27 protein-coding genes and 1 pseudogene are annotated in these 26,474 nt (G+C 57.1%); 6 read left to right on the forward strand and 22 right to left on the reverse strand.

Features of this window, described 5'->3' with window-relative positions:
- Positions 1-23: 23 nt before the first annotated feature.
- The 9 genes and pseudogenes from ureG to ACZ1G5_RS01680 all read right to left on the reverse strand — a co-directional run bounded on the left by ureG (position 24) and on the right by ACZ1G5_RS01680 (position 8,057).
- Positions 24-635 carry an urease accessory protein UreG gene (gene ureG / locus ACZ1G5_RS01640; RefSeq protein ID WP_472731198.1) on the reverse strand — a complete coding sequence of 204 codons (612 nt, stop codon included), beginning with the start codon at positions 633-635 and terminating at the stop codon, positions 24-26.
- On the reverse strand, positions 632-1,276 hold the full coding sequence (locus ACZ1G5_RS01645) for an urease accessory protein UreF (protein WP_472731199.1): 645 nt from the start codon (positions 1,274-1,276) through the stop codon (positions 632-634). Before ACZ1G5_RS01645 ends, ureG begins: the two co-directional genes overlap by 4 nt.
- Entirely contained in the window at positions 1,266-1,733 is a 468-nt protein-coding gene (locus ACZ1G5_RS01650; RefSeq protein ID WP_472731200.1) for an urease accessory protein UreE, read from the reverse strand. The genes ACZ1G5_RS01645 and ACZ1G5_RS01650 overlap by 11 nt, the downstream gene beginning before the upstream one ends.
- Positions 1,733-3,442 (reverse strand): urease subunit alpha, encoded by a 1,710-nt coding sequence (ureC, locus tag ACZ1G5_RS01655; RefSeq protein WP_472731201.1) that lies wholly within the window; start codon positions 3,440-3,442, stop codon positions 1,733-1,735. The genes ACZ1G5_RS01650 and ureC overlap by 1 nt, the downstream gene beginning before the upstream one ends.
- The gene (locus tag ACZ1G5_RS01660) at positions 3,442-3,747 is read right to left on the reverse strand and encodes an urease subunit beta (protein ID WP_472731202.1); all 306 of its coding nucleotides are present in this window, start codon (positions 3,745-3,747) and stop codon (positions 3,442-3,444) included. The genes ureC and ACZ1G5_RS01660 overlap by 1 nt, the downstream gene beginning before the upstream one ends.
- 9 nt (positions 3,748-3,756) lie before the next feature.
- Positions 3,757-4,059 carry an urease subunit gamma gene (locus tag ACZ1G5_RS01665; protein WP_472731203.1) on the reverse strand — a complete coding sequence of 101 codons (303 nt, stop codon included), beginning with the start codon at positions 4,057-4,059 and terminating at the stop codon, positions 3,757-3,759.
- Between the two features lie 3 nt (positions 4,060-4,062).
- Entirely contained in the window at positions 4,063-4,797 is a 735-nt protein-coding gene (locus tag ACZ1G5_RS01670; RefSeq protein ID WP_472731204.1) for an urease accessory protein UreD, read from the reverse strand.
- A 203-nt stretch (positions 4,798-5,000) separates the two neighbouring features.
- Positions 5,001-6,820 (reverse strand): annotated as a pseudogene (locus tag ACZ1G5_RS01675) (ABCB family ABC transporter ATP-binding protein/permease).
- Between the two features lie 67 nt (positions 6,821-6,887).
- A complete protein-coding gene (locus tag ACZ1G5_RS01680; RefSeq protein WP_472731205.1) occupies positions 6,888-8,057 on the reverse strand; it encodes a LysM peptidoglycan-binding domain-containing protein in 1,170 nt (389 codons plus the stop codon).
- Positions 8,058-8,170: 113 nt separating this feature from the next.
- Between ACZ1G5_RS01680 and ACZ1G5_RS01685 the strand changes: the two genes are divergently transcribed.
- Positions 8,171-8,725 (forward strand): LOG family protein, encoded by a 555-nt coding sequence (locus ACZ1G5_RS01685; RefSeq protein ID WP_472731206.1) that lies wholly within the window; start codon positions 8,171-8,173, stop codon positions 8,723-8,725.
- Here the strand turns inward: ACZ1G5_RS01685 and ACZ1G5_RS01690 are convergent.
- The 8 genes from ACZ1G5_RS01690 to ACZ1G5_RS01725 form a co-directional block, all read right to left on the reverse strand.
- A complete protein-coding gene (locus ACZ1G5_RS01690; RefSeq protein ID WP_472731207.1) occupies positions 8,720-9,733 on the reverse strand; it encodes a pyridoxal-phosphate dependent enzyme in 1,014 nt (337 codons plus the stop codon). The two genes, ACZ1G5_RS01685 and ACZ1G5_RS01690, sit on opposite strands and share 6 nt — an antisense overlap.
- A gap of 31 nt (positions 9,734-9,764) precedes the next feature.
- Complete coding sequence (locus ACZ1G5_RS01695; protein ID WP_472731208.1) at positions 9,765-10,364, reverse strand: superoxide dismutase; 600 nt, start codon at positions 10,362-10,364, stop codon at positions 9,765-9,767.
- Between the two features lie 151 nt (positions 10,365-10,515).
- Positions 10,516-11,259 carry a hypothetical protein gene (locus ACZ1G5_RS01700; protein ID WP_472731209.1) on the reverse strand — a complete coding sequence of 248 codons (744 nt, stop codon included), beginning with the start codon at positions 11,257-11,259 and terminating at the stop codon, positions 10,516-10,518.
- A gap of 148 nt (positions 11,260-11,407) precedes the next feature.
- The gene (locus ACZ1G5_RS01705; RefSeq protein ID WP_472731210.1) at positions 11,408-11,974 is read right to left on the reverse strand and encodes a sarcosine oxidase subunit gamma; all 567 of its coding nucleotides are present in this window, start codon (positions 11,972-11,974) and stop codon (positions 11,408-11,410) included.
- Positions 11,967-14,978: a sarcosine oxidase subunit alpha family protein gene (locus ACZ1G5_RS01710; RefSeq protein ID WP_472731211.1), complete on the reverse strand. Its 3,012-nt coding sequence runs from the start codon at positions 14,976-14,978 to the stop codon at positions 11,967-11,969. Before ACZ1G5_RS01710 ends, ACZ1G5_RS01705 begins: the two co-directional genes overlap by 8 nt.
- On the reverse strand, positions 14,975-15,304 hold the full coding sequence (locus ACZ1G5_RS01715; protein ID WP_472731212.1) for a sarcosine oxidase subunit delta: 330 nt from the start codon (positions 15,302-15,304) through the stop codon (positions 14,975-14,977). Before ACZ1G5_RS01715 ends, ACZ1G5_RS01710 begins: the two co-directional genes overlap by 4 nt.
- Positions 15,305-15,442: 138 nt before the next feature.
- Positions 15,443-15,667 carry a hypothetical protein gene (locus ACZ1G5_RS01720; protein WP_472731213.1) on the reverse strand — a complete coding sequence of 75 codons (225 nt, stop codon included), beginning with the start codon at positions 15,665-15,667 and terminating at the stop codon, positions 15,443-15,445.
- A gap of 307 nt (positions 15,668-15,974) precedes the next feature.
- Positions 15,975-17,219 (reverse strand): sarcosine oxidase subunit beta family protein, encoded by a 1,245-nt coding sequence (locus ACZ1G5_RS01725; RefSeq protein WP_472731214.1) that lies wholly within the window; start codon positions 17,217-17,219, stop codon positions 15,975-15,977.
- Positions 17,220-17,422: 203 nt separating this feature from the next.
- On the opposite strand from ACZ1G5_RS01725, the gene ccmI reads away from it, so the two are divergent.
- Genes ccmI through ACZ1G5_RS01740 form a run of 3 tightly spaced genes read left to right on the forward strand, consistent with a single transcriptional unit; the run spans position 17,423 to position 19,337 of the window.
- The gene (gene ccmI, locus ACZ1G5_RS01730; RefSeq protein WP_472731215.1) at positions 17,423-18,622 is read left to right on the forward strand and encodes a c-type cytochrome biogenesis protein CcmI; all 1,200 of its coding nucleotides are present in this window, start codon (positions 17,423-17,425) and stop codon (positions 18,620-18,622) included.
- Positions 18,619-19,095, forward strand: coding sequence for a Holliday junction resolvase RuvX (gene ruvX, locus ACZ1G5_RS01735; protein WP_472731216.1), 477 nt, complete (start codon positions 18,619-18,621; stop codon positions 19,093-19,095). The genes ccmI and ruvX overlap by 4 nt, the downstream gene beginning before the upstream one ends.
- The gene (locus ACZ1G5_RS01740) at positions 19,092-19,337 is read left to right on the forward strand and encodes a DUF1289 domain-containing protein (protein WP_472731217.1); all 246 of its coding nucleotides are present in this window, start codon (positions 19,092-19,094) and stop codon (positions 19,335-19,337) included. Before ruvX ends, ACZ1G5_RS01740 begins: the two co-directional genes overlap by 4 nt.
- A gap of 64 nt (positions 19,338-19,401) precedes the next feature.
- On the opposite strand, the gene ACZ1G5_RS01745 is transcribed toward ACZ1G5_RS01740, so the two are convergent.
- The 4 genes from ACZ1G5_RS01745 to ACZ1G5_RS01760 form a co-directional block, all read right to left on the reverse strand.
- Positions 19,402-19,707 carry a DUF1203 domain-containing protein gene (locus ACZ1G5_RS01745; protein WP_472734251.1) on the reverse strand — a complete coding sequence of 102 codons (306 nt, stop codon included), beginning with the start codon at positions 19,705-19,707 and terminating at the stop codon, positions 19,402-19,404.
- Positions 19,708-19,980: 273 nt separating this feature from the next.
- Positions 19,981-21,051 (reverse strand): ABC transporter ATP-binding protein, encoded by a 1,071-nt coding sequence (locus ACZ1G5_RS01750; RefSeq protein ID WP_472731218.1) that lies wholly within the window; start codon positions 21,049-21,051, stop codon positions 19,981-19,983.
- 77 nt (positions 21,052-21,128) lie between these two features.
- On the reverse strand, positions 21,129-22,247 hold the full coding sequence (locus tag ACZ1G5_RS01755; protein WP_472731219.1) for a hypothetical protein: 1,119 nt from the start codon (positions 22,245-22,247) through the stop codon (positions 21,129-21,131).
- Positions 22,247-23,026, reverse strand: a complete 780-nt coding sequence (locus tag ACZ1G5_RS01760; protein WP_472731220.1) for an SDR family oxidoreductase — start codon at positions 23,024-23,026, stop codon at positions 22,247-22,249. Before ACZ1G5_RS01760 ends, ACZ1G5_RS01755 begins: the two co-directional genes overlap by 1 nt.
- Before the next feature lie 124 nt (positions 23,027-23,150).
- Here ACZ1G5_RS01760 and ACZ1G5_RS01765 point away from each other — a divergent pair, with 124 nt between their 5' ends.
- Positions 23,151-24,113 (forward strand): Hint domain-containing protein, encoded by a 963-nt coding sequence (locus tag ACZ1G5_RS01765; RefSeq protein ID WP_472731221.1) that lies wholly within the window; start codon positions 23,151-23,153, stop codon positions 24,111-24,113.
- Here the strand turns inward: ACZ1G5_RS01765 and ACZ1G5_RS01770 are convergent.
- Positions 24,110-24,721 (reverse strand): hypothetical protein, encoded by a 612-nt coding sequence (locus ACZ1G5_RS01770; RefSeq protein ID WP_472731222.1) that lies wholly within the window; start codon positions 24,719-24,721, stop codon positions 24,110-24,112. The two genes, ACZ1G5_RS01765 and ACZ1G5_RS01770, sit on opposite strands and share 4 nt — an antisense overlap.
- A gap of 99 nt (positions 24,722-24,820) precedes the next feature.
- Between ACZ1G5_RS01770 and ACZ1G5_RS01775 the strand changes: the two genes are divergently transcribed.
- Positions 24,821-26,416, forward strand: coding sequence for a peptide chain release factor 3 (locus ACZ1G5_RS01775; RefSeq protein WP_472731223.1), 1,596 nt, complete (start codon positions 24,821-24,823; stop codon positions 26,414-26,416).
- The last annotated feature ends 58 nt before the right edge of the window (positions 26,417-26,474 follow it).

Genomic DNA, 26,474 nt, shown 5'->3' on the forward strand with positions numbered 1-26,474 from the left:
CCTTTTTCATCAGTGGGCCAGTATCAAAACCCGCCCATTTCCCGCACCAACTCCAAAACCTTGTCGGCACCATCCCCATTGCGCAGCGACGTCATCACAAAGGGCTTATCCCCCCGCATCCGGGTTGCATCGCGCTGCATCACATCAAGCGAGGCGCCGACATGCGGGGCCAGATCGGTTTTGTTGATCACCAGCACATCTGATTTCGTAATCGCTGGACCACCCTTGCGGGGTATTTCCTCACCCGCGGCCACGTCGATCACATAGAGCGTTAGATCAGCCAGTTCCGGGCTGAAGGTCGCGGACAGATTGTCCCCACCGGATTCGATCAACACGACGGCCACATCAGGATGCCGCGCTTCCATCTGCGCCACAGCGGCCAGATTGATGCTGGCATCTTCACGGATCGCCGTATGCGGACAGCCGCCCGTCTCGACCCCAATGATCCGATCCGCAGGCAGGATCTGCATCCGGGTCAAAGCCTCTGCATCTTCTTGTGTATAGATGTCGTTCGTGATCACACCGATCGAGGTTTCAGGGTGCAATAACTGCGCCAAACGGGCCGTCAGCGTCGTCTTGCCCGCACCAACCGGGCCGCCAATCCCAATGCGCAATGGGCCATTCAGCTGTGTCATGATTGAAAAAGCCTTGGTTGTTGGACCTCGTGGCGCATGGCCGCGATGTCAGAAAGGAAAGTGTTGGAATACAAATCATTCAGGCTGGACGTGCTGGCCGCCAATGCCGTGTCTTCGCAAACCGGCGACAATTCCAAGATCAAGGCCTGCCCGGCTGTCTGGCCCAATGGCATCAAGCGTTGGCAGGCCATCACGATGTTGCTGACAAAAGCTTGCAGATACATGGACGTCGCCATCTGTAGCGGTGCGCCCTGCTGCGCTGCGGCCCAGCCCACAGCGACAGGAAACACCACAGGCGGCACGTCTATTTGCGAGGTCGCGGCAAGCGTGCGGACAAAGGCGGTTCCTTGGTTCACGCTCTCACGCAACCGTTCCTCGCTCGCGGCAAAGGCGCGACCTGTCGCATCCACTTGCTTCAACCCGTCGGTATCAGACGCACGGTAAGCAGCACAAAAAAGCACCGCATCAGACCATCCTGACCCTTGGGTCAAAACATCCTGCAACCAGCTGTGCAAAGATGCCGCGTCATGCACCCAGCCTTCATCAATTGCGGCCTCCAGCCCATGCGAATAGGCGAAACTGCCCAGCGGATAGGACGGCGATAGCCACTGCGACAATGTCAGAACGGCACTAGTGCTCATGGGCGGTCGCCCCATGTTCGTGGCTATGTGTGCGGCCATGGCCGTAAGCACCACCTTCAGGCGTGAACGGCTCACTCACCTCTTTGATCGTTGCCCCAAGATGTTCCAGCATATGCCCGATTACCTTATCGCTCTGGATCAAAAGACGGTCCGCCTCGATCTGGCAAGGGGTATGGCGATTGCCGATGTGCCAGGCCAGTTGCGCCAGATCGCCGGTGACCTGCAGCAACGGTTCTTCTGCTGCGACAACTGCGATAAAGCGGCCATCGTCCAGCGCAAAAGCGTCACCATGATCCAGCGACGTTGTATGCGCCAAGTTTACCAGCAGGCTTTCACCCTGCACGGTTTTGACGACCTTGCGCCGCAAAAAGCGTTCGTCGTAGGTCAGCACACAAAGTTCAAACGCATCCGACCACGCGCCCGCTTTCGCGATGTTGTGAGAGGTATAATCCGCCATCAGAACAAAAAATACCGCTGCGCCATCGGCAATTCACTTGCAGGCTCGCATGTCAGCAACTCACCATCGGCGCGGACCTCGTAGGTTTCTGGATGCACCTCGATCTGCGGCAAAGCATCGTTCAACACCAGATCACGCTTGCCGATGTTGCGGGTACCCTTCACCGCCACGGTTTGCTTGGCCAGCCCCAGCTTGTCACCGATACCATCAGCCTGTGCTGCGGCGCTGACAAAGGTGATGGCATTGTGACTGACCGCCCCACCCATCGCGCCAAACATTGGCCGGGAATAGACAGGTTGCGGTGTGGGGATCGACGCATTCGGATCACCCATTTGCGCGCAAACGATCATGCCGCCCATCAGCACCATCTCTGGCTTCACCCCAAAGAACGCGGGGCTCCAAAGAACCAGATCAGCGCGCTTGCCTTCGGCAATTGATCCAATCTCAGTGCTCAGACCATGCGCAATTGCGGGGTTGATCGTGTATTTTGCGATGTAGCGACGGACACGGTAATTGTCATTCTCTCCCGTCTCCTCTGGCAAACGCCCGCGCTGCTTCTTCATCTTATCGGCGGTCTGCCACGTGCGCGTCAGCACCTCGCCCACGCGACCCATGGCCTGACTGTCAGACGCAATGATCGAAAACGCGCCCATGTCGTGCAGGATATCCTCGGCGGCAATGGTTTCGCGCCGAATACGGCTTTCGGCAAAAGCGACGTCTTCGGGGATAGATTTGTCGAGGTGGTGACAAACCATGAGCATATCCAAATGCTCCTCCAGCGTATTCACAGTGAAGGGCCGCGTCGGGTTGGTGGACGAAGGCAGCACATTCGCATCACCGCAGATCTTGATGATATCCGGCGCATGGCCCCCGCCCGCGCCCTCAGTATGGAACGCATGAATCGTGCGACCTTTCATCGCCGCTACAGTATTCTCCACAAACCCGCTTTCGTTCAGCGTATCGGTGTGGATCATCACCTGCACGTCCATGTCATCAGCCACTGACAGGCAGCAATCGATGGCGGCTGGGGTCGTCCCCCAATCCTCGTGCAGTTTCAGCGCGCAAGCCCCGGCATTAACCATTTCCACCAGCGCCTCAGGCTGAGAAGCATTGCCCTTGCCCGACAAACCAATGTTCATCGGCACAGCATCGACTGATTGCAGCATCCGCCCAATATGCCACGGCCCCGGCGTACAGGTGGTGGCCAGCGTGCCATGCGCGGGGCCGGTACCGCCGCCCAACTGTGTTGTGATACCGGAATGCAGCGCGTCTTCCATCTGCTGCGGGCAGATAAAGTGGATGTGGCTGTCAAAACCCCCTGCCGTCAGGATACGGCCTTCACCGGCAATCGCCTCAGTTCCCGGTCCAACAATAATATCGACGCCGGGTTGGGTATCAGGGTTCCCCGCTTTGCCGATCTTGTGAATGCGACCGTCGCGCAGGCCGACATCAGCTTTGTAGATGCCAGAATGATCGACGATCAGCGCATTGGTGATCACCGTATCAACGGCACCACCGGCACGGGTGACCTGAGATTGGCCCATACCGTCGCGGATCACCTTGCCGCCACCGAACTTCACCTCTTCGCCGTAGGTGGTCCGGTCATGTTCAACCTCGATAATCAGGTCGGTATCGGCCAGACGCACGCGATCGCCCGTCGTGGGGCCAAACATCGCGGCATAGTCGGAACGTGTGACTTCGGTTGGCATCAGAGATCCCCCATGACGGCTGCGTTAAATCCAAAGATGCGGCGCGCGCCACTGATCGGGATCAGTGTGACTTCGCGGCGTTGGCCCGGCTCGAACCGCACCGCCGTACCGGCGGCGATGTTCAACCGCTGTCCGCGTGCGGCCTCACGGTCAAAATCCAGCGTCGCATTGCTTTCGGCGAAATGATAGTGGCTGCCGATCTGCACAGGCCGGTCGCCGGTATTGGCGACCATCAACGTTGTTTCTGTGGCACCTTCGTTAATCGTCAGGCTGCCCTCTTTTGGGAAAATCTCTCCGGGGATCATAGCGGGCTCCTATCTGATCGGGTTGTGAACGGTGACAAGCTTGGTGCCATCAGGGAATGTCGCCTCGACCTGGACTTCGTGGATCATCTCCGCGATGCCATCCATGCATTGATCGCGGGTGATGACCTGCGCACCTGCGGTCATCATATCCGCGACAGAGCGGCCATCGCGGGCGCCCTCGACCACTGCATCGGTGATCAGCGCAATCGCCTCCGGGTGGTTCAGCTTGACGCCACGCGCCAACCTTTTGCGCGCGACCTCTGCGGCCATCGCAACCAGCAGTTTGTCTTTTTCGCGGGGGGTCAGTTGCATATCTTACAATCTCCATGTCTTGGGAACCGACGTTCCCGAAAGCAATTCTATGATCGGCACAATGGCACGGCGCAGCATATAGCCGTCAGAGGCCACAACGCGGCCAACAAGGATGTCATCGGTCAGCAATGATGCACCCCCGGTTTGCGGCAGAAAGGACCGCAGTTTATTCAGGCGGGCCGCAGCATCCGGGGCCACGTAAACGATCGTCGCCATCGCCCCCATGCCCTGCCCTGTCGCTGGGCGGGCCATTTGCGCCACCGCGTCGCCGGTGATCGCCACACCATCCAGATAAATTGGTTCATCATCGCGGCTGACGGCAATCCGATCGTGCAGCATGATATTGGTCAAGGTCTCGCCCATCGCCGTGCGCCCAAAGACAACAGGTTCCACCAGCAGCAGCTTTGCGCTACCGGTTAGTTGCACATCAAGCCGACGTTCAAGACGGCAGCCATCAAACAACAGAATCTCTTGTGGCAGCCAACGCAAGGATGCCCCGTCGGCAACAGACAAGTTGGTCGTAATCCGCCCCGTTTCATGCGGTTGGGCGCGGTAGGCACGCTCTGCTGCTTGCGTTGTCAGTGTCAGCGCACTACCCGCACCCGCCACGGCAGACACTGCGATGACATCACCACCGGTGACACCGCCGGAGGTATTGATCAAAACCGCATCCAGATCAGGGGCACTCTGCGGGAACAAAACCCGCAAGCACCCCGATTGATGCAAATCATCGATCACGCTGTTTGGCCCACGTCGTTTTGCCGACAAAACCACGCTGCCCTTTGCACGGGGCTGAAGGCCAGTTTGATTGTCTAACATATTGGCGTGGCACTATTCCGATTGCTTGCGACATTGATAGCCAGCCATGTATTCGGGCCACAAGGGATAGACCCTGAAAACAATGCGGCAAGTTCAATACCGCCTAATTTTTAGTCAAAGTGCTAGGCTGGCTCTTCTTCTGACTGACGGTTCCACAAATGGGCATAGCGCCCCTCTGCCGCCAGCAGATCATCGTGACGGCCCTGTTCGACGATCACCCCGTTCTCTAACACAACAATCCGGTCGGCGTCAGCAATGGTCGACAAACGGTGCGCGATCGTGATCACCGTCCGTCCCTCACCCATCGCTTTGAGTTCGGCCTGAATTTCCATCTCGGTTTCGGTATCAAGCGCGCTTGTTGCCTCGTCCAGCAACAGGATCGGGGGTTCTTCAAGAGAGTCCGGGCAATGCCGACCCGCTGCTTTTCACCACCAGACAGCTTCAAACCGCGCTCGCCCACTGTGGTTTGATAGCCATCTGGTAAGCTCGAGACGAACTCATGGATTTTTGCGGCCTTGGCAGCAGCAATGATTTCGCCCTCTGAAGCGGTCGGACGGCCATAGGCGATGTTGTAGTGGACCGTATCATTGAACAGCACAGTGTCTTGCGGCACGACCCCGATTTGGGCATGCAAGCTGTCTTGGGTCACATCACGCACGTCCTGCCCATCGATCAACAAAGCACCAGTGCCGACATCATAAAAGCGGAATAGCAAACGCCCAATTGTCGACTTGCCGGACCCTGATGACCCAACAATGGCGACGGTCTGCCCCGGCTCCACTTCGAGGCTGACACCCTTCAGGATCGGTCGCTCTTTATCATAGCCAAACGTCACGTTCTGCAAGACAACGCGGCCGCCGTTGACTTGCAGGGCCGTGGCATCGGGCTTGTCTTTCACCTCGGCCGGTTGCTCCAAAAGGTCAAACATATCGCCCATATCAATCAGCGCCTGCCGGATTTCGCGATAGACGGTCCCCAGAAAGTTCAGCGGCATGGTGATTTGGATCATGTAGGCATTGACCATGACAAAATCGCCAACCGTCAGGTCGCCGCGCTGCACACCCATTGCTGCCATGACCATCACGGCAACCAATCCACCGGTGATCAACACTGATTGACCAAAGTTCAAGAAGGCCAAAGAATAGTTGGTCCGGATCGCGGCATTCTCATAGTTGGCCATCGCCACGTCATAGCGATCAGCCTCCCAACGCTCGGCACCAAAGTATTTCACCGTCTCAAAGTTTAGCAGGCTATCAACAGCCTTTTGGTTGGCATCTGTATCCTGATCGTTCATTTCCTTGCGGATTTTGACACGCCACTCGGTCACCTTGAACGTAAACCAGACGTAAAGCGCAATCGTCAGAACGACAACGGCCAAGTACCAGACGTCAAAAAGGAAAAAGAGTATGATCGAGATCATCAAAAGCTCAAGAACCAGCGGTCCCATCGAAAACAGCAAAAAGCGCAGCAGGAAATCGACGCCTTTGACGCCACGCTCAATGATCCGCGACAGACCACCTGTTTTGCGCGTGATGTGATAGCGCATGGACAGACGATGGATATGGGTAAAGGTCTCTAGCGCCAACTGACGCAATGCGCGCTGACCGACCTTGGTAAAAACCACATCACGCAGCTGCTGAAAGCCCACAGTCATCAGTCGCGCCAGACCATAGGCCAGCGTCAGACCAACCGCACCAAGCCCAAGAACGGTCGCCGCTGATGCACCGTCGGGTGCCAAAGCATCAACAGCCTGTTTGTACAGGATCGGCGTGCCCACAGCGATCACCTTGGACAGCAGCAAAACCGCCAAGGCGATGATCACCCGCCGCTTGACCCAACTCTGACCATCTGGCCAAAGATACGGAATGACACGCTTAATCACGCTCCACCCCTGAATCTGGGCATCGTTCAGATTGGCATCAGTTTTGGACAGACCACGCATAGAAACTCCGGAACCGCAAAGCTTATTTCTAGGGGGCGGCTAAGGGGAAGACCAGAGGGCCATACGACTATTGTGAAATCTCCGGCATACGAAAAATCTGACCGGGATAGATCAGGTCAGGATCGCGGATCAAATCGCGGTTGGCCTGAAACACTTCAACGTAGAAGACACCGTTCCCAAGGCTCTCTTCAGCAATGGCCCAAAGCGTCGCGCCGGGCTGCACAGTGCGGACCGCCACCTCAAAACCATCTTGCGACGTTTCTTCGGCCAAAACGGCGGCGACATCCTCTGGCTCTTCACGTTTGAAGGGCGTTTCAAGACGCGAGACAACGTCACCTTCATCGTCCACCTCGTCAATCCGCAGTGTGTAGACGCCCGTGTCGATCTCGGGAAGGTCGATCCGCCAGTCGCCGCCTTCGGTGACGGGTGAAGTCGAAATAGGCTCATTATTGATGTAAATCTGTACAGCACCATCGCCCGTCGCCCGGCCAGACAGCCGGACTTCACCCTCAGGATCATAGGTGATCGCATCAAGTGCGACATTCTCCTCGATCTCGGGCTGTGTCAGGCTGGGGCCGCCCTGCACCACGCGGATGCCATCCGCATCCGCCTGCAGCACGGTCGGTGGTGTGGGTGCGGCGACAACAGTATCGATCTCAGGTGTCTCGAGCTGTTCCGGCACCTCTACAGGCGGCGCGGCGGCGGCCTCAGTGACAACATCAGCCTGCAAAGTTTCGTCTAACGGCGCCGGTGCAGCGGCAACACTCAACGGGGCATCAATTGGCGCGACCAAAAAGCTGGTCGTCGACGCGATAGCGCGCCCATCCGGATCAGCCAAGAGCGATAAACGACGGGGTTGATCGGATGGCCCTGCAACCGGAAATGACACAAAACTGCCAGAGGCATCGGCCGTCACGCGATCAATCGCCGAACCTGCCAGCATCACATCAACAATTTGACCGGGCTCAGCACGGCCCGCGATCACCATGCTACCGTCCAATTCAACCCGGAACGTATCAAACTCCGGAGTTGGGGGCGCGGGCGGCGCTTCAGGCACCGCTGGTGCCTCTTCCACATCTTCGGCAGTTGATGTTTCTGAGGCCGGTACGATCTCCGAAAGCGGCACCTCGGCAATATCGGGTTGCGGCATCAAGACAAAAACCACCGCCCCCAGGGCCACGGCAACAACACCGCCAATGATCACCGGCGCGGCATTTGATTTCACGTCTTCCGTCACGTCTTGCCCCTTTTTTTGACCAAAGATCGGCCACCGCATGACCTGATATGGTTGAGCCACCTTAGCAACGCGGCTATGACCGGTCAAAGCCAAGCTGTTGCGAAGGGATCACAATGTCGGCCACTCAAAAATCAGTCTGCGTATACTGTGGATCACGTGACGGAAACGAACCGGAATATGCGCAGGCAGCGTCCGATACAGGCCAAATGCTGGCCGCCAATAGCTGGCGTCTGGTCTATGGTGCCGGGGATGTCGGGCTGATGGGGCGGGTCGCCAACGCCGTGCAGGATGCCGGTGGCGCGACGTTTGGCGTGATCCCGAAACATCTGCTGGATTGGGAAGTAGGCAAGCGTGACCTTGACCAATTTGTCATTACCGAAACGATGCACGAACGCAAAAAGGTGATGTTCATGAATGCCGATGCCGTGGTTGTGCTGCCCGGCGGCGCCGGATCACTGGATGAATTCTTTGAAGCGCTGACATGGCGACAATTAAAATTGCACGACAAGCCGCTGATTTTACTCAACATAGATGGCTTTTGGGATCCGCTGTGTGATCTTTTGCAGCATGTGGTCGACAACGGTTTTGCAGGGGACGATATCCTTGGTTTTGTGCAAGTGGCCGAGGATGTAGACGACCTGGAAGCGAAACTGACCGCCGGCCTATAGCGCCGACATCAACGCAGCATAGCGATCCAGCGAGATATTCGATCCACAGGCAATGATCCCCACCTGACGCCCCGCCAGATCATCCTTCAGCGGTCCAAGAATTGCGGCAAGCGAGGCAGCACAGGCGGGTTCTGCCGTGATGCGCAGATTTTGCTGATAAAGGTCCATCGCCATCAACATCGCGCGGTCTTCGATTTTGACAATCCGGTCGACATGGGCGCGCGCGACACTGTAGGTCAGCGGCATCGCCAAGGGCGCGCCAAGGCTGTCCGCAATGGTGGCCACCTTATCAATGCGCACCGCTTCGCCGGCAGCAAAACTTTGTGACATGCTGTCTGCGCCATATGGTTCGACCCCGATCACCTGCGCGTCCGGGTTCACCTGCTTGATTGCACAAGCCATCCCACTAATCATCCCACCCCCGCCGATGGGGATAACATAGGTGTCAATCTGGGGCGCTTGCAGGGTATATTCATAGCCGCACGTGGCCGCGCCAAGGATCATATGTTCCGCCTCAAACGGATGCATCAGCGCGCGGCCATTTGTGGCGGCGTCATTCATCGCAGCAAAGGCAGTCGCCATATCATCATGTAAGGTCACAGTGGCGCCCAGCGCCTGACAGCCCGCAATGCGCGCAGGATCGGTCGCGCGCAGCATAGTAATCAGCGCGTCAACGCCAGCAGCTTGCGCAGCCCAAGACACACCCAGTGCGTGATTGCCCCCGCTGGCCGCGACCACGCCTGCTGCACGCTTGCCTTTGTCCAAGCGCTTGATGCCCAGCAAAGCACCACGCGCTTTGAACGAGCCAGCTTGCTGAAACAGTTCCAACTTGACCGTTACGCCAGCACAGTCTGGCAGAATGCCGTCCCAACGCGCCGTCGACAGGGGCAACACAGGGGTTTCGATCAATGCTGTCTGCATTTCGGCCTTCGCAGCAATGATCGCATCTAGCATCGGTCCGATCACGGTCGTCTCCCCAACAAAAAGGCCCGCAGAAACATGTCCCACGGGCCTTGCATATTGTCCAGATGGACAGGAATTACATGCGACTTGCGACGTTTTCCCAGTTCACCAGATTATCAAGGAAGTTGGTCAGATAGACAGGACGCTTATTGCGGAAGTCGATGTAGTAGGAATGTTCCCACACATCGCAGCCCAAAAGCGCAGTCTGGCCAAAGCAAAGCGGGTTCACGCCGTTTTCGGTCTTTGTCACAGCCAAGGACCCATCAGCGTTCTTGACCAGCCAGCACCAGCCGGACCCGAACTGGCCCGCGCCTGCGGCACTGAACTGAGATTTAAACTCATCAACAGAACCAAAGCTATCGACCAGCGCTTTTTCAAGCTCACCCGGCATCGCACTCTCGCCCGGCCCCATCATTTCCCAAAACTGGTTGTGGTTCCAAAGCTGGCTGATGTTGTTGAAGATACCGTTCTGGGCAACGGCGGATTTATCGTATGTGCCGACGATGATCTCTTCCAGAGACTTATCAGCCCATTCGGTGCCTTCAATCGCCTTGTTGCCATTGGTGACATAGGCGTTGTGGTGCAGATCGTGGTGGAATTCGAGGGTCTCAGCGGACATGCCTTTGGACGCAAGCGCATCGTGGGCATAGGGAAGATCGGGAAGCGAAAAAGCCATATCAGGTATCTTTCTGAATTAAGGACAGGGATGCAACGATAGATGTCACATGGGGAGAGAAGGTCAAGGGGGTGGATGTGGCTGCGCCGGATTGCAGGCAAGAAGACTGCTTTGCGGGACAAAGCTGCCATTGGGAGACGTCGCTCGAAGGTCAGCTTTTGGATTTGAGCACCCAATCTTGTGCTTTGATTTCGAGAGTTTCATCTCTCAGATAAAAATGAAAATGCTTGCCCCCTATGCCCTCCATCTTGATCCAAGGAGTAGAACCCATGTTGTCTCGGGTGTCGCCTGAAATTTCGTAGAACTCACCCCATTCCGGTGCAAGCCCACTGAAACGGCATTGACCCGAATACCAGCCTTCGTCGTTTACTGATGTAACGCGATAGTTGGAGCAGTTTACAAAGCTAACAGAGATTTCGGGAATTTCCTCGTGTTGGCGATAGGCGCACGGATTTGTCTTCATGCGAGCAATCAGCTCATCTCCGTTTTTCTTCAGCCTGAGACCGGCATCGTTTGGATGAGCGTTCCAGTCTTCATTCAGTCGAGTGAACGTGGGAAGGTCGTCAGTCTTGAAATGCCATGGCAAATTGTTTTTTGGCGCCCAAGTGACCCAAAGACGGTTTGAATGACGTGCTAACGTCTTCAGTTCGTCCGTTGGCTCGTTGACGAGTACCCCGATACTGCCAAGACCACTCAGTGGCCAGCCAGTTAAACAGTTTCGCATCCGCTGTCTATCAACTTGTGCAATCGGCAAATTACGGTTTGCCACCCTAAGCACATCCCCAATCTCAGGAACGTGCGTAAGTTTATCGAGCATCAGAACAGACTGAGGTTGCCCAGAACCATCGGTAGGCAGGCTGAATATGTCGGTCAGGCGACCCTTCGGTTTGTGCATCCCCGGCCTCATATAAATTCTTGCTACCAAATACGAAGACAAACAGTTTGTCGATCTTGTTCATCATAGCAGGCATTCGTGCGCCGCGCAGCATCCGTCAATGAGGGCTCAAACCGGCCTTTCGACCAGCTATCCGAGCCTCTCACGGTCAATCAAAATGCCCAACGGCACCCGCCTGCGCCGATGCCGCCAAGACATCAAACGCATACTCCGCCACTGACCGAAAACAGATCACTTCGAAACGATCCGCATCCCGCATCCAGAACGCTGCCGCCACCTGCCCCAACCGCGTCCGCCGAAAATCGCCAGGTTTGAAGCTGTCGGGGTGCAAATCCGCCTGCGCAAGCTTGGCAATCACCTCGCGGGCGAACGCCCCTTCCACAAAAATCACAGCCCGCGCGTCTGAGACGTTTTCGGCCAAATAATGTGTGCCCGCCAGCCTCGCGTCGATTTGCGCGACAGCCTCAGCGGCCTGCGCATAGGGGACCAAAACCAGCAATTCATCCGGTGACATCCAGCACAGCCCCTTGTCGCCATCGCTGTTGGCTTGACGTTGATCAGGGAACTTAACGCCGGTCAGATCGGTGCAGACCCGCCGCAGTTTCTTGTCGTTCAGATCACCGCGCAGGATGATCATACCGCGCAAGCCCGCGTCGCGGATCGTCACTTCTCCGGGGGCCACTTTGCCTTGCAATGCGCTGACAGCATTAGACATTCTGCTTCTCCCCCGCTTTGTCGTAAAACACCGGATCAACGATCTTGGTGCGCACCGTGGTGCCATCAACCTTGTTGAACTCAAGCACCTCGCCCATACGGTCCGGCCCATTCAGAACCAGCCCCATGGCGATGCCCCGTTCTAGGTTCGCTGAATAGTAGGTCGAAGTCACGCGGCCCTGCGTATTGCGCTGCCCGTTGGCATTTTCGCCGTCAGCAACCGCATAGGCGCCATCCGGCAATACCGATCCGTCCTCGGTCTCAAGCCCGACCAGTTTCCAACGATCCGGGTCAGCCATATGGCTGCGCTCATGCGCGCGCTTGCCAAGGTAGTCTTCTTTCTTCTTCGACAGCGCCCATTGCAGATTGAGGTCTTGTGGGATGACCGTGCCATCCGTCTCATCCCCGATCATGATAAAGCCCTTCTCAGCCCGCAGAATGTGCAGCGTCTCGGTGCCATAAGGCATGATCCCAAACTCCTGCCCTGCTTCCATCAGCGCTTCCCAAAAGGCGGCCCCCTGCCCGGCTGGCACGGCGATTTCGTAAGACAGCTCACCCGAGAATGAGATGCGGAAGACGCGTGCATCAAAGTCACCAATCTTGCCCGCGCGGTATTGCATGAACGGCAGCGCGTCGGCACTCACGTCCATCCCACCCAGCTTGCGCAGCAGTTTACGCGCATTCGGGCCGACAACAGCGATCTGGGCATATTGTTCAGTCACATTGGCAACATAGACTTTCCAGTCCCACCATTCGCATTGCAGCCAGTCTTCCATATGCGCGTGGATATGTTCGGCTCCGCCGGTGGTGGTGTGGCACAGCCAAGTATCTTCGGCCATGCGCACAACAACACCATCATCCATCAGGAAGCCGTTTTCAGAACACATCAAACCATACCGGCATTTACCAACCGGCAGCGTGGACATCATGTTGGTGTACATCATGTCGAGGAATTTGCCCGCGTCCGGTCCTTTGACGATCAGCTTGCCGAGCGTTGATGCATCCAACAGGCCAAGGTTTTCGCGCGTATTCCTCACCTCGCGGTTCACGGCCGTCTGCACGGTCTCACCGGGGCGGACGTAGGCGAAGGGCCTGCGCCATTGGCCAACGGGTTCATTATCCGCGCCATTGGCATTGGACCACGCGGATATGGGTGTCATGCGAACAGGTTGGAACAAATCACCCATAGCAGCACCTGCGATAGATGCCATCGAAATCGGTGTATAGGGCGGGCGGAACGTGGTTGTCCCCACATTCGGAATATCGGCATTCAATGATTGAGAAAGGATCGCCAAACCATTGATGTTGCTTAATTTACCCTGATCGGTGGCCATCCCCAATGTGGTGTAGCGTTTGGTATGTTCAACACTCTCGAAACCCTCTTGGGCTGCCAGCTGCACATCGCTGACTTTCACATCGTTCTGGAAATCCAACCAAGCCTTCGACCGCAGCGCATGGCTGGCCCCTTGCGGCATCAACCAGACCGGGGAAATCGGGCCTTCGACCGCATCCGCGCCCATCGGCGCCTGTGCGCCACGTTTGCTGTGCCCTGCCGCCTTGGCCGCAGCGCGCCCGGCGGCCCAGCCATCGCTAACGACCTCTGCCGTGAACAAATGCCCATTCGCGGTGCCGGCGGTGGTGACAAAGCTTTCGCCATCGGCACCCGTTGGCGCGCGCTCTGGATCTGGGCGAAACATCACTTGGGCCGGGTCCCAGTTCAGCTTGCCACCGCAATGCGACCACAGGTGCACAACGGGTGACCAGCCGCCCGACATCGCCACGCAATCGCACTCAATCTCTTCCAGTACCGCGCCCTCACCAGCTTGCGCGCAGAGCGCCACACCAGTAACCCGCTTGCCGCCTTTGACCTTCGCGATGCCCTTGCCCATCTCAATCCGGATGCCCAACGCGCGGGCGCGCTCAATCAACTCGCCATCTGCCTCCACGCGCGCATCAATGATGACAGGCACATCAAGCCCCGCTTCCCTCAGCACAATCGCGGTGCGATAGGCATCGTCGTTATTGGTCACGACAACGGTGCGGTCGCCGATGGACACGCCGAAATTCACCGCATAGTCGCGCACGGCAGAGGCCAGAAGCACACCGGGCAAGTCATTTGCGGCAAAGGACAACGGACGCTCAATCGCGCCGGTGGCTGTGATGATTTGCTTGGCACGGATGCGCCACAGGCGGTGGCGCGGGCCATCGCGCTCGGGCAAATGATCGGTCAGCCGTTCATAGGCCAAAGCATAGCCATGGTCATAGACACCGGCCCCCATGCAGCGCAAACGCATATCCACATTCTGCATGTTTTCAAGTACTTCGACCGTGGTATTAATCCACTCTTGCGCAGGCATACCGTCGATGACAGGCGTATCAACCACAGCACGGCCACCCCAATCAGCCGTCTGTTCCATCAACAAAACACGCGCTCCACGCTCACCCGCTGCTTTGGCCGCGGCAAGGCCCGCAATACCGCCACCGACGACCATAACATCAACGTGGCAGTGGAAGTGTTCATAGGTATCCTGATCGCGGTCTTTGGGCGCTTTGCCCAGACCAGCCGACTGACGGATCACCGGTTCATACACGTGCTTCCAGAAAGAACGCGGATACATGAACATCTTGTAGTAAAAGCCAGCAGGCAGGAACCGCGACAGATGTGTGTTGATCGCACCGACGTCGAATTCCAGCGAAGGCCAGTGGTTTTGCGATTGGGCGGTGAGCCCCTCAAACAACTCGGTCGTGGTGATGCGCGCGTTGGGCTCAAACTGTGCACCCTTGCCTAGATTGACCAAGCCATTGGGCTCTTCCGCGCCTGAGGCCACGACGCCACGCGGGCGGTGATATTTAAATGACCGCCCCACCAACATCTGGTCATTGGCCAGCAAGGCAGAGGCAAGCGTGTCGCCCGCGAACCCGCGCAAGTGCTTGCCGTTAAAGGTAAAAGTGACGGGTTTGTCTTTGTTGATCAAACGGCCATAGGTGGCCAAACGGGTACTCATTTGAAACGCCCCCATGACCAGCCGGGGCGCTTGGCTGTGATCGCATCTTTGATGTCTTGCGGCGGTTCCAGCGTTTGTGCGGGATAGGTGCCAAAGACCTCTAGCGTGTTGGTGCAGCGGGCCGCGAGGAACCACTTGCCGCAACCATAAATGTGGCGCCAGCGTTCAAAATGCACGCCTTTGGGGTTTTGGCGCATAAACAGGTAATCCTCAAAATCATCGTCAGATGAACCCGGTCCTTCACGCTTCAAATGCGCCTCTCCGCCTGCATGCAGATCGGTTTCATCGGCGTACGCGCCACAATAGGGGCAATGCAGGATCAGCATAGGGCACCTTTGATTTGAGTGGTATTGAACACGTACAGATCGCGTACAGAACCTGTACATACAGGCCGTACACACACAACAAAGGCGGGCGCATTGCTGCACCCGCCTCTGGCTGTGAGGTCGTGAGTGGTTTTGGGCTTATTCGCCGGCTGCTGGTGCGGCAGGCTGGGTCGGGGCGACCTCTTCAACCGCTGGAGCAAGCTCTTCGGTCGTGCCCACAGTTGCGGGGTCAGCTTCCGTGCTGACACTGCCACCTGCGAAAAGAGCATAAAGCAGAACCAAGACGACAATGACCGCGGCAACAAGGAAACCAATCCCGCTTCCGCTGGACGTTGTGGAGTTTGTTTGGCTGAATTCATCCATGATGTGTCCTCCTTCTGAGACACCACCAACATGGCAACCCCCTTCAAAAAAGGAACATGAGCGGAAATCCCCCGCGAATTTGGGCAATCAGTAGCCATTTCCGCCGATATCACTCGGCCAACCGTTGCCGGGGTCGCATCCTGCAACCGCAATGCTACGTTAGGTGTATGGAATTGTTGCTTATCGTCATAGGGGGCATCCTCTCGACGGCCATTATCTTTATGGTCATCGATGGCGTGCGCGGTGGTCTTCCAGACGAAGACGAGGATGGGCGCGACTAATCGCGACACCGCTTTGGCCAGCAACATCAATGCGCCACCCCCGCCGCCACGCTTTCATCAATGAATTTCCCTTCGCGAAAACGGAACATGCTGAATTCATCCGTCAGCGGTGATTGACCTTTGGCCATCAGTTCGGCCATCGCCCAGCCTGATCCCGGGATCGCCTTGAACCCCCCCGTCCCCCAACCGCAGTTCACGAACACGCCCTCAACGGGTGTTTTGGACAGGATCGGCGATCGGTCCCCCGTCACATCCACGATCCCGCCCCATTGCCGCAGCATTTTCAGCCGCGCCAGCATCGGGAAGGTTTCGACTAAGGCGCGCACCGTTTCCTCGATATGGTGAAATGATCCGCGCTGGGTGTAGTTGTTATAGCCATCGGTGCCGCCGCCGATCACCATCTCGCCCTTGTCAGATTGTGAAAGGTAGCCGTGCACGGTGTTGGCCATGACGACGATATCCATCGCCGGTTTGATCGGCTCTGACACCAGTGCCTGCAAAGCGACACTTTCAATCGGCAAACGGAAGCCCGCCATTTGTGCCAGCACGCCGGAATGCCCTGCGACCACCATCCCCAACTTGTCGCAATCAATCGGCCCCTTGGTCGTGTCAACGCCGACGACCTTGCCGCCCTCTTGGCGTACGGCCTTTACTTCGCATTGCTGGATCACGTCCATGCCCATATCCGAACAGGCCCGCGCATATCCCCAAGCCACCGCGTCATGACGGGCCGTCCCGCCACGGGCCTGCCACAGACCACCCAACACCGGATAGCGCGGCCCGTCGATATTCATGATCGGACACAGTTCTTTCACGCGTGCAGGTTCAATCCATTCGGTGGTGACACCTTGCAACGCGTTGGCGTGGGCTGTGCGTTTGTATCCCCGCACCTCGTGATGGGTTTGGGCCAGCATGATCACACCACGCGGGCTGAACATGACGTTATAATTCAGGTCCTGAGACATCGTTTCATAGAGCGAACGGGACTTTTCATAGATCGCCGCTGATGGGTCTTGCAGATAGTTCGACCGGATGATCGTCGTATTCCGTCCAGTGTTCCCACCACCCAGCCAGCCTTTTTCCAGGATCGCGACATTCGTGATCCCGAAATTCTTGCCCAGAAAATACGCAGTCGCCAACCCATGCCCACCAGCGCCGACGATGATCACATCGTATTTCTTCTTGGGCTCACGCTTGGCCCACGCGCGGTCCCAGCCGGTGTGTTGGCGCATCGCTTCTTTGGCGATGGCAAAGGCGGAATAGCGTTTCATCGGGTCTCAAAATCCTTATGGCGAGCACGCAGCCCCTGGCATCTTATCTGGACCTTCGCTGCGTCCAAGAGGATACTCTCAGCGGCGTCTGAATTGCTTTTTACGACATGCTGGCGGTGTCGTGAATTGTCACGGGGTCGCAGCCCCTTTTCACTGCGGCGCGCGACGGTTATGTTAGCAGCACCAATGGGACGTAAGAACGCATGATTTTTTGGCTGGTTTGTGCAGTTTTGACAATCGGGGTCAGCGCCTTGATCGTGACGCCATTGTTGCGCCCCAAGGACATTGGCGATGACAATCCTGATATCGCCATTTATCGCGCGCAACTGGCTGAGATTGACCGTGATCTGGAGCGTCAGCTGCTTGACGCAGGTGAGGCCGAACGCGCACGCACCGAGGTTGCGCGGCGACTGTTGGCGGCAAGCAAGACCGCAACAACTGCGAACGGCGCGTCGCCGCCAACACGCTGGCTGTCATTGACCGTTGGTGCCGCGATGATCGGTCTGAGCTTTGGAACCTATTGGCTACTTGGCGCGCCGGGTTATGGCGATCTGCCCCTGCAAGCGCGCCTTGCTGCCAGCGAAGAAATGCGCGCCAATCGCCCCAACCAAGAGGCGCTCGAAGCAGCAGCCCCGACACCACCTGCCGTTGAGGTGCCTGATGACTACCGCGAAGCAATTGAACAATTGCGCGTCATCGCCCCAACCCGTCCTGACGATCTTGAGGCGTGGTCGCGCCTTGCGTTTCACGAGGTTGAATTGCGCAACTATGTCGGCGCTGTTGATGCGCAGGAACAGGTGATTGCCATCAAAGGCGAGCCCACTGATATCATCGACCTGCAGCGTCTGCTCGACCTCAAAGTTGTCGCCGCCGGTGGGCTGGTCTCACCAGAGGCGGAAGCAACCATTCGCCAAATCCTCGAACGTGACGAAGGCAACACCGCCGCACGCTATTATCTTGGCGCACTGTACAACCAGACGGACCGCCCCGATCTGGCGCTGCGGTTTTGGCGCGACATCATCGAAAACGGCGATCCCGGCAACTTTCACATCGCCAGCGCCCGCAGCCAAGTCAGCGATGCGGCTTTCCGGGCCGGGGTCGAATACGCGGTACCAGAAGCGCGCGGCCCCTCGTTTGAACAAATGGATGCAGCATCCGAGATGTCGCCAGAAGATCGCCAAGCGATGATCGGGAGCATGGTGTCCGGCCTGGCCAGCCGTTTAGCCAACGAGGGCGGACCGGCACAGGACTGGGCGCGCCTGATCCGTGCCTACGGCGTGTTGGGTGATCTTGATGCCGCCCGCACCGTCTGGACCGAAGCACAGCAGGTTTTCGTCAGCAGCATGCGCGGCATGGAAATCTTGACGAACGCAGCGCGCGACGCGGGCGTGCTTGAGGAATGATCTGCGAAACACCCGAAGATTTTGTCGCGCAAATCCCTGACATGGGCGCGCTGGCCGGGCTTGATCTGGGCACCGTGACAATTGGTGTCGCTGTGTCAGACGTGATGCGATCGGTGGCGACGCCGCTTGAGACGATCAAACGCAAGAAATTCGGCGTCGATGCAGCTAAGTTGCTGGAACTGACCACCCATCGTCTGATCACCGGGCTGGTTCTTGGACTGCCGATGAACATGGATGGCTCGGAAGGGCCGCGCTGTCAGGCCACCCGCGCCTTTGCCCGCAATCTGGAAAAACTGACGCCGTTGCCGATCACCTATTGGGACGAAAGATTATCGACGGTCGCCGCCGAACGCGCGCTGCTCGAGGCGGATACGTCACGTAAACGTCGCGCAGAGGTGATCGACCATGTTGCCGCGGGCTATATCTTGCAAGGCATGCTAGACCGTATGACGCATCTAAGGAATCAAACGTGAGCAAACCTGAAAACACCGATCACATCTGGGCGCGCGCCGAAATCGAAAGCCCCTGCGTGAAGGTCTGCGTGATCCACCCCGAAAGCAGGCTTTGCACCGGCTGCCTGCGGTCGATTGATGAGATCGGGTCATGGTCGCGAATGACGGCCGAGGCACGGTCAGAGGTGATGGCAGAATTGCCAACACGGGCCAGCAAGATCACCAAGCGGCGCGGCGGACGGGCGGCGCGGATGAAATCATAGCATTGATAGCTGTTGTGTAGGCAACCGGAACTCACGCAAGGTCCGGTTTGATCACCTGGCAGTGCTACTCCACACGATGGGCAGACGCGGCAAAGCAGCCCGGTTTGGCATTGTGGATATGGACATAAGCAATTTCTTCATCCTCGAAAGCCTGAGAGATTTCTTCCACCACATTGCTGCCTTCGACAACATCAGCGTCAATCATCATATGGTTTTTGTCGAAAAACCGCAGTGAAATCAGACGTGTCGTAATGACCTCGGGCACCTCATTGATCGCGAAATGCGCTTGCGTCGCGTTTTCCCGTACAAATACTGCGTGGCTCGCCTGATACGGGCTGTTTTCTGGCTGGTGCTGGTAATTGAACAGAATGACAGTTCGCCGACATCAGCGTCTCGCATGCTGACACGGCACGGCGTGCCGGGCTTGGACGTCACGATCTGACGGCAGGCTTTTTGCGCTGCCAAGGCGGCATCATTCAGGTCAAAGATAGGCGCAATGTCATCCATCTGCAGAGGTTTGATTTGGAAATTCATGGTCAGTTTTCTCCTATGCCGGTTAGCATAGGTCTACAAAGTCCGGGCGAACCAAAGCGACCCATTACTTGCGCCTTCGCAAGCCGTCGTAAAGCCGTGATCTTGAAGACTATTTCACAGGGAAGACAAAACAGCGGTCACGTCGCAGCATCAACCACAGCGGCATGCCCGGCTTTGGAAGAAAAACCGACGGCACAATAGCTTTCAGGATCGAACCGTCAAAATCCATGCGAAATTCTACAAGGCTTGACGCGCCCATAAACCGGGCCCGCTCCACGACACCGCGCGCGGCCGTGCCCTCGACAGGTGTTGGGCTGGGACCGCGACCGGCGCGGTCAAATTCGATTTTGATGTGCTGCGGGCGGATGACGATATCAACCTCGGTCCCATCGGGGACGCCGGGGGCAAGGAACTGACCAAAGGGCGTATCCGTTAACGCGCCTTGAACTTTACCCCGGATCACATTGATATCACTAAAAAATGCTGATGCCTCAAGGTCAACTGGTGCGTTGTAGATGTTATACGGCGCGCCACGTTGCACAATCCTGCCATTGCGCATCAGTGCGATCTCATCGGCCATGCGCATCGCCTCTCCCGGCTCATGCGTGACGAGCAAAACGGCGGTACCTTCGCTTTTGAGCACTTCAAGCGTTTCATCACGGATATCATCGCGCAGCCGGTCATCCAGCCCTGAAAACGGCTCGTCCATCAGCATGATCTTTGGGCGCGGGGCCAGCGCGCGGGCAAGTGCGACGCGCTGCTGTTCACCACCAGATAGCTGATGGGGATAGTCAGCGCCGTGCCGTGACATCCCGACCTTTTCCAGCAGGGTATGGACCCGATCGATCACTTTGCCACCGGGCAAACCAAAGGCCACATTCTGGGCCACCGTTAGATGGGGGAAAAGCGCAAAATCCTGAAACATCAGTCCAATATTGCGGCGCTCGGGCGGCAAACGAAAAACAGTATCACAGACAAGGTTACCATCCACATGAATGGTGCCGCTGTCCTGCATTTCGACCCCGGCAACAATACGCAAGGTCGTTGACTTTCCGCACCCGGATGGGCCAAGCAAACAGGTCACCTGCCCCGGCATGACGGTCAAGTTCACGTCGTCCACAACCCGGCGACCGCCAAAATCTTTGACGATACTCTTGATCTCAAGACGGGGGGGTTGCATGGGTAAACTGTTATCTCTGACGAAAACTATTAGGTATAACGGACCTAACAACAGTTAGGCAGCGGGGCAAGGTCAGCTCAAGTCAGCGAAAATGGCAAACTTCCAACGATCTTTCCGTTCACCTGTACATGAACGCGGTGCGTACCCGGATACAGGGTGAAGGTCGTCGCATTGTCTTTGAAGACATGCCGCTTGGACAGGCGCAGCGGTTTGTTTGCCTTTGCATCCGTCACCTTCAACTTGAAGACCTTCGGTGCCGTCGTGCCATTTGCCTTCACAAAATCGATCACATAGTCGACGATCAGCGGTGTGTCTTCCGACACGGTGATCGTGAATGAAAGCTCCGCCGCGTCGCCGCGCGCCAACGTATCGGGCGCGAAATTAAAGTCTGTCAGCGTCACGTCCACATCAGGTCGATAGCCCAGATGCAACATGGCCTGTGGATGCCCAGCTTTGATCAACCCGCGCAGCGCATGTTTACGCATCCACGACAGTTCGCGTTCGTGTTGTGCGCCTTTGCGCACCCACGCATCCAAACGCCCAAGGACAACAGCGGCATCGGTCTTGGTCACATCATTGAGGTGGTTGGCAACCGACCGGGTGACAAAACGCGTCGGGTCACTGTGCAGACGGTCAAGCAAAGGCAGCGTCTGTGTTGATGACAGCCCAATCCCCCGCCCCCATGGTAACTTGGGTCGAGTCCCTTCGCTTACCAACCGGCGGACATGATAATGATCGTGGGTGACCCAATCGTTCATGCGATCCAGCGTTTCATCCGGCCAACGGTTCAAGAAGGCGCGAATTGAATACTCCATCGAGAAACGCTGGGTCGTCTCCTCCAGCACATCAAGGCTGCGGCCAAGATGTTGGTCAATCCCATGATGTTCAACGTAAACACCCAGTGGCGCATAGATGAAATGGCCAAAATCATCATCGCTCAGCCGCGGGTCCAACGGTGGTGGCAGAGCGGCATGGATCGCATCGGCCGCGGCAGGGAAATCGGCAGGAAGATAGCGGGCCAAGACTTCTGCAATCAAGGTAATCCGCGCCTTCAACTCCAGCGGTCCCATATCTTTGACTACGTCCGCAACAAAGGGCCGCGCCTTAAAGACACCAGCCTCTTCAAAGTGCTGACCAAGACGACCGACCGTCTCTGCGTTAAACAGCTGATCTTTCAGACTAAACCCTTGTGCCATCAGATCGTGGCGTTGATCGCGCCACCGTCCAGAACGATGTTCTGACCCACAATAAAGCCTGCATGCTGCGAACACAGGAACGCGCACATTGCACCAAACTCTTCCTTGGTGCCGTAACGACGGGCGGGGATCGTTGCTTCGCGGTTTGCTTTCGCCTGCGCCATATCAATGCCCTGCGCCTTGGACACGCCAGTATCAAGACTGATCGCCCGATCTGTCGCGTGGATGCCGGGCAGCATGTTATTCACGTTCACGCCATATTGTGCCACCTGCCGCGCGGTGCCTGCAACATATCCTGTAAGCCCAGCCCGCGCCGAATTCGAAAGGCCCAGCTGCGGGATCGGCGCTTTGACAGAACCGGACGTGATGTTCACAACGCGCCCCCAGCCTTTGTCGATCATGCCGGGCATCAGCGCCTTCATCAAAGCAATCGGTGCCAGCATGTTCGCATCAAGCGCTGCAATAAAGTCATCCCGATCCCAATCAGACCAGAGACCCGGAGGCGGACCACCTGCATTATTGACCAAGATGTCAACGTCGCTTGCGGCAGAGAGCAACGCCGCGCGCCCCTCTTCAGTCGCGACATCGGCAGCGACAGCGACGGCCTCAACGCCGTATGTGTCGCGGATATGCGCGGCAGTCGCTTCAAGCGCCTCTTTACCGCGTCCGTTCAGCACCAGATCGACACCCGCTTCGGCCAATGCCTCTGCGCAGCCCCGACCAAGACCCTTTGATGATGCACATACCAGCGCGCGTTTTCCCTTGATCCCCAAATCCATGATACCGTCCTAATTTTGTCATTGATTGCGCGAGACCTAGCACTGCCCCGCGCCTTGGGCAAATAGACATAATGCATCTCTTCGGGGTTGGCGGCGCAGCGGCACCCGTGTAACTCCATCAGATATGAACCCGCGTCCGCTCACTGTTGATGTCTATCCCGCAGCCCGTGTCATCGCGACAGACGGCGTGACAAAAGGCGAATGTCTTTCCTTCGCAGACGAACTGGTCATGGATGATGTGTTTCAGGTGACCTCGGGCGCGCAACCGCAACCCCTTGATCTTGTATCAGACGACACGCTGCTGCGGCGCGCCAATAACGGGGCAAACAGGGTTCATCTGGATTGCTGCCTGACCTTAATGGCACCCGACGGCAGCACGCATGAAGCCTTGGTACTTGTCGAGGTTGAAGATGATAGCGTGGCAGACGTCTTTCTTTTGCCGTTGGGAGAGTTGCGTGCTTTGATCGACTACCGCCTTGTCGGGATTGCGCGTCACACCGCCACCCGTCGCTTTGCCGAAGCGGCAAGCGGATCATTTGCCCGTGGCACACAAATCGCAATGGCCGGCGGTCTCATGCGCCCCATCGAAACGCTTAAGGCGGGCGACATGGTGCTGACACGCGATGCCGGGCAACAACCCATCCAATTTGTTACCCAAGCAACGCTCCGGGCAACCGGCAGTTTCGCCCCTGTGGTGATCAAGAAAGGCGCGCTGCACAACGAAAATGACCTTGTTGTGCGACCTGACCACAGACTGTTCATCTACCAACGCGAAGACCATTTAGGCGCTGGCCGGTCAGAGGTATTGATCAAGGCCCGCCACCTTATTGATCATAACAGTGTTATCCGGCGGCGCGGTGGGTTTATCGACTACTATCAGCTTATCTTCGATGAGCATCACATCATCTACGCGGAAGGAATCGCAGCAGAGTCGCACCTGATCGACCCAAGAACACGACACGCCTTACCCAATCATATCTCATCGCCAGATCATGCTCATCGCCCCCATCTGGACTATGAGGTGAAAGACACGCTCATCCCGGCGGACCAGACCGCAACTCTTTTGCGCAAAGCATCCGCCCGTTAGGGCGTGTCCTGTCGCTCGCCGATTACAACGATTGTTGCATCCGCGCGGGCCCCGTTTTGCGTGATATCCGGCTCAAGATCTGCGGCGGCAAAAGCAGCGACGGGGTTACCGAGAAGCGCGCCCTGCATGCGCCCGCTCATGTTTATCACATTCCCCGGCGCTGACAGCGCTCCGGCGTAATCCAGCCCGAGATCGCTTCCTGATGTGTCGGCCACAACGTCGATTGCGCCGGAAAAATCTCTTATGCTACCTGATGCCGTACTCCCAAAGAAATTGTCCAGCGTACCATCGCCCTGCCCACTCTCGAAACGCATCTCAAGGTTGGCATCGCCAAATAAAACCAGCGGATCACCCCCGGTTTCAACTCTGATCGTCGCGGAACCTGCAAAGGACATGGTCCCCATCGTGGGGATATTGTCGGGCTCTGTCATACTCATCGCAGGCACACCCGCGCCGGGATTGCCGAGAACACGGTTCTTTTGTGCTTCGTAAATATCAAGCCGTGCAAGCCTTGGATCGATACCGCTACCGCCGCCACCGCCACCCCCGCCGCCTCCGCAGGCGGCAAGACAGGACATCAGGCTTATTGCTATCACGTAAGACTTCATCGAAACCCCCCACGACAGCTTTAGCGGCAAATCCCAAATCTTCGGTTAAGCGCGGACCAATGATTGCCCTTTGCGCGCCAACCGCATAAAGCGAACGCCATGACAAATCGCCCTGACCTGCCCCCCGAAATCGCCCGCCGCCGGACTTTTGCGATCATCTCGCACCCCGATGCGGGCAAGACGACGCTGACTGAAAAGTTCCTGCTGTATGGTGGTGCTATTCAGATGGCCGGACAGGTGCGTGCAAAAGGCGAAGCACGGCGCACACGCTCGGACTTTATGCAAATGGAAAAGGACCGGGGCATCTCTGTTTCGGCCTCTGCCATGTCCTTTGATTTTGAAAAATACCGGTTCAATCTGGTGGACACCCCCGGTCACTCGGACTTTTCCGAAGATACTTATCGCACGCTGACCGCCGTTGATGCCGCCGTCATGGTCATTGACGGGGCCAAGGGTGTAGAAAGCCAGACGCAAAAACTGTTTGAAGTTTGTCGTCTGCGTGATCTTCCGATCCTGACGTTCTGTAACAAGATGGATCGCGAAAGCCGTGATACGTTCGAGATTATTGACGAAATTCAGGAAAACCTTGCAATTGACGTAACCCCTGCGTCCTGGCCCATCGGCGTTGGTCGCGAATTCATGGGCTGTTACGACATCCTGCGCGACAAGCTGGAGCTGATGGACCGGGCGGACCGCAACAAGGTCGCGGAGAGTATTGAGATAAGCGGCTTGGATGACCCCAAACTGGCCGACAATGTGCCCGCTCACTTACTGGAAAAATTCCTTGAAGAAATCGAGATGGCGAAGGAATTGCTGCCAACGCTTGACCCCGAGGCGCTGCTGAACGGGTCGATGACACCGATCTGGTTCGGCTCTGCCATGAACTCTTTTGGCGTCAAGGAATTGATGGATGGGCTGGCGACCTATGGCCCCGAACCACAGGTACAAACCGCCCAACCGCGCAACATCGCGCCTGAAGAAAAGAAGGTCGCGGGTTTCGTCTTCAAGGTCCAAGCCAATATGGACCCCAAGCACCGCGACCGCGTGGCCTTTGTGCGCATGGCGTCTGGCCATTTCCAGCGTGGCATGAAACTGACCCATGTGCGCAGCAAAAAACAGATGGCGATTGCGAACCCGGTGCTGTTCCTTGCCGCTGACCGCGAACTGGCGGAAGAGGCTTGGGCCGGCGACATTATCGGCATTCCCAACCACGGACAATTGCGCATTGGCGACACGCTGACCGAGGGCGAAGCGATCCGCGTGTCTGGCATCCCCTCTTTCGCGCCGGAATTGCTGCAAACCTGCCGTGCGGGTGATCCGATGAAAGCCAAGCATCTGGAGAAGGCGCTGATGCAGTTCGCCGAAGAAGGGGCTGCCAAAGTGTTCAAACCCACCTTTGGGTCGGGCTTTATCGTGGGCGTTGTGGGGGCTTTGCAATTCGAAGTGCTCGCCAGCCGGATTGAGATGGAATACGGGCTGCCCGTGCGGTTTGAGGCGTCACAGTTTACCTCTGCCCGCTGGGTCGCTGGCGACAAGGATGCGGTCGATAAGTTCAGTGAAGCGAACAAACAGCATATCGCGACCGACAATGACGGAGACACGGTGTTCCTGACCCGGTTGCAATGGGACATTGACCGCGTTGGGCGTGACTACCCGGATGTGACGTTGACGGCGACAAAAGAAATGATGGTCTAAACTTGTCGTTGTTTTTCAATGTCGCCGTTCGTAACCTCCCGACATAGAAATTGAGGTC

Source organism: Yoonia sp. JB2-21, assembly GCF_055693545.1.